Raw genomic sequence first — 8,164 nt, forward strand, 5'->3', positions numbered from 1 at the left:
AGTCAGGGCTTTATCTACGGAGCAGTATTAAATACTAGGCGCAAAGGCAAGCTCACTGACTTCGATGTGATAAATGATAGCTAATCATTTATCAACGAGAGATACAAGGCGCGAAGCTTGCTCGCGCAAGATGTTAGTTGCTTCTCTAAAAGCGAAGCGGCTCTTAACCTCTTTGTGGTTTATTGATCTTAAATACAAAAATGCACAAAGAGAAGGGAAAGAGGAGTAAATGAGAAGTGAAAGTTGTAGGCGCGAAGCTTGCTCGCGCAAAATAGTGGCTATGACATTTAATAATTGCTTACCTTACAATCAAAAAAGCGGTGTTAAAATTTAACACCGCTTTTTTACTTTAAGGCAGAAAAGATGCGTTTAAAGCATTGGTTTTAGCACATCATATAAAGCGTTGATGTGATCGTCTCTGTCGTTTAAGGCTGCAATATAGCGGTACTTTTCGCCGCCTGCGTTTTCAAATATTTCGCGATTTTCTTCTTCAAGCTCTTCGAGTGTTTCTAAGCAGTCGGCGCTAAAAGCAGGGCTTAAAATTGCAACGTCGGTAATGTTTTCATCAGGTAACGATGCAAGCGTGGCGTCGGTGTATGGCTTTAACCATTCGGCTTTACCAAAGCGGCTTTGAAAAGTGCTAATTACTTTATCTTTATCAAGGCCTAGTTTTTCAACCACTAAACGCGTGGTTTGCAAACATAGGCAGTGGTATGGGTCGCCTCTATCTAAAAATAGCTTTGGCATACCGTGGTATGAAAAAACTAATTTTTGCGGCATGCCGTTTTTTTCTAAATCTTCACTAATGCTGCTAGCTAATGAATCAATGTATGCGGTGTTTTTGTGATAACCATTTACAAAGTGCAGCTCGGGCACCCAGCGCCATTTTTGCAATACTCTTGATACGGCATCAAATGTTGAGCCGGTGGTAGGGCTTGAGTATTGCGGGTAAAGCGGTAGTACAATTATGCGCGTTAGGCCTTTATCGCGCAGCTCTTCAAGGCCCGCCTCTATTGAAGGGTTGCCGTAACGCATGGCCATAACAACTTCGGTATTGGTATAACCTTGCTCTTGGAGTAGCGCGTTTAGTTTGTCGCGTTGCAGGCGGGTAATATGTGTTAGCGGCGAACCGTTTTCGGTCCAAATGCTTTCGTATAGTTTTGCTGAGCGCTTAGGGCGAATACGCAAAATTATACCGTGCAGTATTATCATCCACACTAAACGTGGAATTTCTACAATGCGCGGATCGGATAAAAATTCACGTAAGTAGGTACGCAGTGCCGCTGGTGTGGGCGCGTCTGGACTGCCTAAGTTGGTAAGTAAAATGCCCGTTTTTTGATTAAAACGTCCGTCGTGGGGATTGTCAGTGACTGCAGAAAATCGCGACACGCTATGCTCCTTAAAGCAATGTGATACCAATTCGCAATAATACTTGCTCATTCTGTGGGACTAAACGTGTCGCTACCAGCGTTAAAAAACTCTCATTTAGAACAACTAAATAGCGAATTTTTTTGCCTAGCTATCTACACGTTTTTCCACCCTCAAAATAAATCACTTAATTAAGCGGATTGGTATTAAACAGTTTAAAATTTATACCCAGATTAACAGGTACCTGTTTGAATTAGTTTAGCTTATTTACGGTAATTGTAACGAAAAAAGCCACAGTTTAGATCACTCATTTAGCGCTTTTTACCATTATTCTAAATGGGGTCGGTTTTTTGGCTTCTAGTTGCTGTAGTTTTTCGATGGATTTTTTACCAAACACATGGCCTTTAGGTAACAACATAATACCGCTGTGGCTGTGTAACGTATGGCCTAAAATCATATTGGCTTTTAGCTCTTGAGCGCTGCATATAATGATAGAGCCCGCATTATTAAGTTGCTCATTTAATTTGCTATGGCTTGCCTCGAGTGCGCGCACAATTTTAGGGTGGTAAAAAGTGCCACTGTACATTTTAACGCTTTCGAGTGCATCGCTGTGGCGCTCTTTGTCTGTGGGGCTTTGGCTTTGTTCAAATGCGTTCCAATAATCGCGAGCAACGCTAAGCACCATAGCGCCAATAGGAATGTCGTTTGCTGCTAATCCTTTTGGTAAACCGTTGCCGTTAAAGCGCTCATATTGATGATAAATTGCATCAGATACATCATGTAAATGTATAGCAGGCATCAGCATTAATTGTGCTGTGCTTGGGTGTGTATAAAAGGCTTTTCGCTGTTGCTCGCTTAGCCGGCTCACTGGCTTTTTATAGAGCTCTGGGTCCATAGCAAGCAAACCTATTTGCGCTAAGTAACCCGCCATGGGGGCTAAATCTATACTTTTTTGCGAGAGGTTTAAGTAAAGTGCTATTTGGGTGCAGGTGTCGGCAATTTTTTGCGCTTTGTTGCCATCTAAGTATGGGTTGGCGTTTATAAAATTATAAAGTAGCTCTACGGTGGCTTTGTGTTCGTGTTTTTCGCGCTCGTTGGCATCTTCTAGCTGTTTAAGTACCTGCTTAATTTGCTTTGTACGCTTTTCTACTCGTTGCTCTAATGAGTTATTTAATTCGAGAAGTTCTTTGTTTTGCTGTTTTACTTGCAGCTCGAGTTGCTTGTTTTGTTTTTTTAGCCGAAATTTTTCGATGCTGTCGTTAATGCTGCGCAAAAGCATATCGTTTTGCCATGGCTTTTGTATGTAGCCGTTAATTTGCGCTAGGTTTACAGCGGCTAGGGTGGTTTCTATTTCGGCGTAGCCGGTTAATAAAATACGTTGTGTTTCGGGGGCTTTGTTACGGGCTTGCTCTAAAAATTGCGCGCCATTCATGGTGGGCATTTTCATGTCGCTAATAATTAAGCTAAATTCGTGGCTTTTTAAAAGCTCAAGCGCTTGCACTGGGCTTTTGCAGGTCATAAAACTAAAGTTATTATTTTTTAATAAGGAGGTTAGTGAGCGCAGAACAATTTCGTCGTCATCAACACAAAGTACATCTACGGCAGTGATTGAATGTGCAGCGTCTGCTGGTTTGGTCATAGTGCTACCTTTTAAAATAATAAGCATAGCCTAAAAATTGCCCCTAGTTTGCATAATTACGTATGGCAAACTAAACGTTATACATGGATGCGTATTTATGGAGCGAATAGGATGAGCACTTTAACCGACGACTACAAACAAGCTTTTTTAGATGAGCAGCAAAAGCGTATAGCCGCAGAGCAACTGCTTGCCGATAAAAGCCAATTGTTAGTTGTGTTAAATGGCGAACTAACCAAAAACGTTGCTGAGCTGTCTTTGTATCAGCAAATGTTTGTTCAGGCCGACAAAATGGCAAGTGTGGGTGTTTTGTCTTGCAGTATTGCGCACGAAATAAATAACCCGCTTTCGTATGTAATTAGTAATATAGAGAGCTTGCAATATGTTAGCCCTCTTTTATCAAAATCTCTTCACTATAACGAGCAGTTTTTAACCGGCCAATTAAATGCAGGGCAATTTAAAAACGTGTTGGTTGATCTAAAAAAACAATACGAACTGGCATGGAATGGACACGAAATTTACTCGCAGTTGAGCGAAAGCCTAGATGGTTTAAAGCGCATAAAGCAAACCGTGCATAATTTATTAAACCTTAGCCAATTTACAAGTACCCATAACAAGCAATATTTAGATGTAAGCGAGGTTGCAGGCTCTGCTTTAGGCGTGTTGCAAGGGCAGCTTAAATACTGCGAAATAAAAACCAACTTTGAGCAAGTGCCGCTAATTTGGGGGGAGCTGTCGTCTATTCATCAAATTTTTGTTGAGCTGTTATTAAATGCTCAACAAGCGTGCGAACATGAACTAGAAAAAGGCACCATTATTGAACTAAGCGTAACGCAGCAAAATGAGGGGATATGTATAAAAGTGAAAGATAACGGTTGTGGAATGGATGAAAATACCCAAGCGCACTTATTTAAGCCTTTTTTTACTACACATAAAACAGCCCACTCATTAGGAATAGGAATGACCGTTGTTAACTTTATTTTGCAAGATCACGGCGGAAAAATAGAAGTTAGCAGTACTTTAGGAACAGGTACTACCATTTGTTGTTGGTTACCCGTAAAAGTACAAGAAAGCGTGATAAACCCATTGTAAATAAAGTGTTAATTTAATTTAAGGTTGAAATTAAAATCCTTAATTGTATGTGTTTTGAACAAGTTTAAGTGTTATTTTTTAGTATTTACATTTTTTTGCATAGTTAGACCTATTATTTAGTTTTTTTCATTTCTTTTTATTTGCATATGTTGCTAGGATGTTCCCCAGTGCGATGCGTTACATCGCAATAACAAATATTAAAGAACACACTAAACAGGGTCGTCACCATGTCAACATACCGTTTAAATACATTAGCTGCCGCTGTTGCGTTTGCCGTAAGCGCACCAAGCATTGTAAGCGCTCAAGAAGCACCTGTTGAGGCTGCACAAAATATCGAACAAATTTCTGTATTAGGGTCGCGCGTTTCTAACCGCACCTCTACTGAGTCTTCGTCACCTATTGATTTAATAGACGCTGATGATTTAAACAAAGGCGGCTTTACAGAACTAGGGCAGAGTCTGCAAGCTACTGCCCCGTCGTTTAACTTTTCTCGTACGCAAGTATCTGATGGCTCTGATTTATTTAGACCAGCAACGCTGCGCGGCTTACAGCCAGATCAAACGTTAGTGTTGGTTAACGGTAAGCGCCGCCATAATCAATCTATTTTTGGCCTTAACGGCACTGTAGGTGCAGGCGCTGCCGGCACCGACATGAACGCCATTCCGCTAACTGCACTTAAAGGTGTAGAAGTACTACGCGATGGCGCAGCAGCTAAATATGGCTCTGACGCGATAGCTGGCGTAATTAACTTATCGCTTAATAATTCAACTGGCGTAACAACGGGTTACGTACAGTACGGCGGCACCAGTGAAGGCGACGGCGATACGCTTTCTGCAGGTTTAAACCGTGGTTTTGACTTAGGTAATGAAGGCGGCTTTATTAATTTATCATTTGAGTATCGTGATGCCGATGGCACTAACCGTGCAGAGCGCGATACCGGTGGGTCGTTAAATGTTGAGCCAGGCACGCTGAGTGAAGATGTACGTTGGGGCCAAGGTAACTCAGAAAGTGAATTTACCTCGTTGTTTTACAACATGGCTTTGCCAATGGGCGACAGCGAATTGTACTCATTTGGTGGCTATTCTGAGCGTACCGCGCTGGGTAATGGTTTTTACCGTAACTTTAACGAAGCGTCTAAAAATGTAACGCAAGTATACAGCGATGGCTTTTTACCCCGCATTTATAACGAAGCTGAAGATATTTCAGTAGCGGTTGGTTTTAGAGGCGATATAAACCCAGATTGGGGATACGATGTATCGGCAGTGTATGGTGAAAACCAATACGACCTTACCTCACGTAATACTATAAATGCCTCTTATGCGGCGGAGTACGTATTTAACAACCCAGATGCAAGCGATGCCGATATAGCTGCAAATGCAGGCCCAAGCGGCGGTTACTCTGGTGGTTTTAGATTTGATCAAACAACAGTTAATGCTGATTTTAACGGCATCGTTGATATTGGCCGCAATGAGCCTTTATATGTAACTATTGGTGCAGAATACCGTAAAGAAAACTACGAAATAGTACCTGGCGATGAAGCCTCTTACGCATGTGGCTTGGCAAATACCGATGCTTCGTACCCTTCAGTAAACGATCCTGATCAATTTGCTGAGTGTGGTTTTCAGGCTTATAACGGTTTGCGCCCAGAGGCAACAAACAAGAGCGATCGCCACAGCTACGCGTTTTATGTAGATGTAGAAACCATGGTAACGGATGCATGGAACGTAAGTGGTGCGCTGCGCTACGAAGACTTTTCAGATGCGGGCGATGACTTAATTGGTAAATTAGCAACACGTTATGAATTTAACGATGACTTTGCAGTACGTGGTGCGGTATCTACTGGTTTTAGAGCGCCATCGCTTCAGCAAAGTGGTTATACCGCATTTACAACTAACCTAGGCTCAGATGGCACACTTACGCAGTCGTTCACTGCAAATACGGGTACTGCTTTTCCAAGTGCGTTAGGTGTAGATAGCCTAGAGCTTGAAACCTCAACTAACTACAGTGCTGGTTTTGTTTACGATGTAACAAGTGAGCTTTCGTTAACGGTTGATTTTTACCGTGTAGAAATTAAAGACCGTATTACGCTTGGTAGTTTACTTTCTGCAGAGGACGTTGCCTTTAGCGATGAAGCCGTAGCCGCGCTTCAAGCAACCGGCGCAGTGCAAGCTAATTACTTTTCAAACTCTGTAGATTCAACTACACAAGGTGTTGATATTATTGCATCTTACCGTACTGATGTAGAGGGCGGTAATTTTGGAGTAACCTTTGCGGGTAACTTAAACGACACTAAAATTGATAACGTGAACGCAGAAGAAGGAATTCCTGAGTCGGTGGCGTTTGATGATTTACAACGTAGCTTTTTTACCGACGGCCAGCCAGGTGAGCGCGCAACTTTAACGTTTGACTATGAGCGTGATGCGTATGAAACAACGCTTCGCTTTAATTACTTTGGCGAAACAGACGTTAAATACTTTGGTAATGACCACATCCCTTTACCAGGTGAGCTTTCGCCTACGGGGTCGTTTAAACCAACTAGTACAGTTGAATCAGCAGTACTAGTGGATTTAAACGTTAGCTACCAAATTAACGAAATATTTAACGTATCGGTAGGGGCTGATAATATTTTTGATGAAACCCCAGATGAGCTAGGTGATGACGAAGTGCTTAACTTTATTACCAACGGTGCGTTTAAATACCCTGTACGTGCATTGCCTTACGGCTTTGACGGGCGTACTTATTATGCAAAAGTAAGCTTTGAATTTTAATTAATTGAGCTAAACCTATTTAACCTGAACTCTGGTTAAGAGATATACCAACATATTTTATTATCCAGCGTTCAGGTTACTCAGCGCAGTTATTTACTGCGCTTTTTTTATGTTTATTTATTATGAAAAAGAGCGTTAAAACACTTGCAAGGTTGAAAATTAGGCATACAATCGCCACTTCTTAAGGTTCTTATTGTTATAAATAGTTAGGAAATAAAATGGCTAAAAAATCGAAAACCAAAGCCGCAAATAATAGTGCGGTAGACACCGGCCGAGGTGTTATTAATCATAATGCGCTGGCGGCGCTAGTAACCTCTAAAGTGTTTAAACCTCAAGTGGTTAAAGCTAAAAAAGGGAAAGGCTCGTTTAAGCGCAATAACAAACACGTAGGACGAGAGTCTTATTTAATCGCGGCTTAAATAGCACCGATCAAATAAGACTTTTAACTACCTACTTTTTGCCAAGCATACGCGTAAGGGTGTTGTCTTTATCAATAATATGGTGCTTTAAAGCGCCCACAATATGTAAACCTAACGCGATAAGAAGCGCATTTGCTGTAATACCGTGAACGGTTTTTCCTATCTCTGCTAAGCCTTGGTTAAAAGCGAGGCTTTTTTGTGGGTTTTCTGGGTTGGGGTTGTGCGGTATAAGCTCTAGCCCGAACATCTCTACGCCATGCCCACCAAAGCCCGACATAATCAGCCCCGAAATAGGCATAAGTAACATGCTTATTATAAGAACGTAATGCACAATTTTAGCTAACACTTGCTCATAATTTGGGTGTTTAACATCGTGCTTTGGCCAGCCATTTACAATGCGCCATGTTACTCTTAATAACGCAAAAGCAAGCAGCATTACGCCAAATGATTTGTGCCAACTCATTAGAAAAAACGCTTTAAAGTTTTCCATATATAGGCCTGAGCCTAATAACCCAATAATTAAAATAGCTACAATCCAATGCAGGCTTATGGTGGTTTTGCTTAACGTACTTGTTGTATCTTTTGTAAGTTTCATTGTGGTTATTCCTAACTTAAAAAGTGGCGCTTAGTTGCGTGTACAATTGAATAATCTTCATTAATGCAGCTAGCTTAAACTATAGAGGGTTAAAGTAGGGTTAACGAAACTTATTTTTTAAATTTAAAAGGATAAAACCTGCAACGTGAAGTGAAAGTTGTAGATACCATCTCTCATTTTAAGCTTCAAGGTCGTACTTAACTTACTTGGAGCTTAAACGCTTCTTGGTTTTTTATTACACCAAAACATATATGGATGAGCTTTCTCATATTCGCACATACAGCTT

6 protein-coding genes are annotated in these 8,164 nt (G+C 41.2%); 3 read left to right on the top strand and 3 right to left on the bottom strand.

Features of this window, described 5'->3' with window-relative positions; all coding sequences use genetic code 11:
• Nucleotides 1–369: 369 nt before the first annotated feature.
• A complete protein-coding gene (gene hemH / locus PSH48_RS20525) occupies nt 370–1,389 on the bottom strand; it encodes a ferrochelatase (RefSeq protein WP_004589664.1) in 1,020 nt (339 codons plus the stop codon).
• Nucleotides 1,390–1,675: 286 nt separating this feature from the next.
• Nucleotides 1,676–3,007, bottom strand: coding sequence for an HD domain-containing phosphohydrolase (locus PSH48_RS20530; protein ID WP_273612272.1), 1,332 nt, complete (start codon nt 3,005–3,007; stop codon nt 1,676–1,678).
• Nucleotides 3,008–3,118: 111 nt separating this feature from the next.
• Between PSH48_RS20530 and PSH48_RS20535 the strand changes: the two genes are divergently transcribed.
• From PSH48_RS20535 to arfA, 3 genes are all read left to right on the top strand, one after another.
• A complete protein-coding gene (locus tag PSH48_RS20535; protein ID WP_273612273.1) occupies nt 3,119–4,096 on the top strand; it encodes a sensor histidine kinase in 978 nt (325 codons plus the stop codon).
• Nucleotides 4,097–4,323: 227 nt separating this feature from the next.
• Nucleotides 4,324–6,864: a TonB-dependent receptor plug domain-containing protein gene (locus PSH48_RS20540; protein ID WP_273612274.1), complete on the top strand. Its 2,541-nt coding sequence runs from the start codon at nt 4,324–4,326 to the stop codon at nt 6,862–6,864.
• Nucleotides 6,865–7,082: 218 nt separating this feature from the next.
• On the top strand, nt 7,083–7,283 hold the full coding sequence (arfA, locus tag PSH48_RS20545) for an alternative ribosome rescue factor ArfA (RefSeq protein WP_024032961.1): 201 nt from the start codon (nt 7,083–7,085) through the stop codon (nt 7,281–7,283).
• A 31-nt stretch (nt 7,284–7,314) separates the two neighbouring features.
• Here arfA and PSH48_RS20550 read toward each other — a convergent pair whose 3' ends face one another.
• The gene (locus tag PSH48_RS20550) at nt 7,315–7,878 is read right to left on the bottom strand and encodes a cytochrome b (protein WP_121638649.1); all 564 of its coding nucleotides are present in this window, start codon (nt 7,876–7,878) and stop codon (nt 7,315–7,317) included.
• Nucleotides 7,879–8,164: the final 286 nt, after the last annotated feature.

It is taken from the genome of Pseudoalteromonas sp. Angola-4, from assembly GCF_028599265.1.
GTDB lineage: Bacteria > Pseudomonadota > Gammaproteobacteria > Enterobacterales > Alteromonadaceae > Pseudoalteromonas > Pseudoalteromonas atlantica.